General features: G+C 61.1%; 1 protein-coding gene and 1 pseudogene. One reads left to right on the top strand and one right to left on the bottom strand.

The features are described 5' to 3' along the window. A partial coding sequence (locus tag BCA01S_RS36380) for a helix-turn-helix domain-containing protein (RefSeq protein WP_255218500.1) occupies positions 1-401 on the bottom strand: 401 nt, incomplete at its 3' end. A gap of 173 nt (positions 402-574) precedes the next feature. Here BCA01S_RS36380 and istA point away from each other — a divergent pair. Continuing rightward, positions 575-1,396, top strand: a pseudogene (gene istA / locus BCA01S_RS37805) (IS21 family transposase); the annotation flags it as partial.

Raw genomic sequence — 1,396 nt, 5'->3', positions numbered from 1 at the left:
CAGTCGAACTGGAATGCTTCGCCATATTCGAAGGCGAGTGGCACAAAGGCGCCACGTTGCGCCCCCGCATCGCGCTCCTTCTTCCAGTTGCGTACAAAGGCGCACACTCGGTCGTAGCTGCCGTCGTAGCCCGCCGCCCGTAAATCCTCGTACATCTGCGTCGCTGAGCGCCGTTCCCGTCTCGTACGTCGCAAATCGGCGACCAGCCAAAGTCGCAGTTGCTCCGACCACGGGTCGACGACGCTGTTGCTGACGCGTTTCGCGAATTTCGGCTCGCTCGCCGAGGGCTCGCGCAACCATCGTCGAATCGTGTTTCTCGAAAGCCCCGTCTGCCTCGCAATGTCCCGAAGCGGGACGCCATCGCGGAAATGCATCCGCCGAATCTTGGCCAACATGCTCACGGTTATCACTCCGTTCTCCTGCTTGGCGTCCAAGCAGGCAGTTGAACATGTGGGTCAATTTTCGATGCAAATTTCTAGCGGAAGTGGGTCAGTTTTATGCGCGTATCAACACGCGCACCTCATCGGCTGATCACCGACGATAGCTCCGTTCGCTCATGCCAACGGGGACCTCGATGATTGATCTGGGAGATGTGATGAGAATCTTGGAACTGCAATGGCCGGGACTGAGCGTCCCGGCCATTGCCGCCCGACTTGGTATGGATCGCAAGACCGTACGCAAGTACATCAGGGGTGGCGTTCAGGCGCCTCGTTATGTCCCGCGTGCGCCGCGACCTTGTGTGATCGATCCGTTCGTCAGTTATGTGACCGAGCGGGTGCATGCCTTCCCGGAACTGAGTGTCGAGCGCTTGCTGCGGGAGATGAAGGCGATGGGCTATCCGGGCAGCCGCACGGCATTGGGCGATCTGGTTCGGGAGGTACGGCCACCTCGTCAACGCGGCTTCGAAGTGCGTTTCGAGACGCCGGCCGTCCAGCAGGCGCAGGTGGACTTCGCCCATTTCAACGTTGAGTTCGACGCGACACGCCCGGCCAGCGGCGCTCAATCTGGCTGTTCTCGATCGTGCTGGGCCACAGCCGGTATCTTTGGGGTCGGTTCGTCGAACATCAGGATATGCAGACGGTACTGCGCTGTCACGTGGAAGCGTTTGCGCATCTCGGTGGCGTGCCGCGCGAGATTCTCTGTGACCGGATGGAGAGGCCTCGACCGGGTCAGGCCGTGCACTTCCTCGGTCCGCCTGGAAACGGCAAATCGCACCTCTGCATAGCCCTCGGCGTCGAGGCCGTGCGTGCGGGTCAGAGCGTCTACTTCGGTACGCTTGCCGAGATCGTCGCGTCGATGGTCAAGGCCGAGCGGGAGGGCAACCTGGCACAGCGCGTGCGCTTCCTTGCGCGCAACAGTCCGCTTTTCGTTGACGAAATCGGCTATCTCCCTGTTG

This window comes from Paraburkholderia caledonica NBRC 102488 (assembly GCF_000685095.1).
Taxonomy (GTDB): Bacteria; Pseudomonadota; Gammaproteobacteria; order Burkholderiales; family Burkholderiaceae; genus Paraburkholderia; species Paraburkholderia caledonica.
Note: the sequence above shows the minus strand (reverse complement) of the source record. Positions and strands in the feature narration are given on the sequence as shown.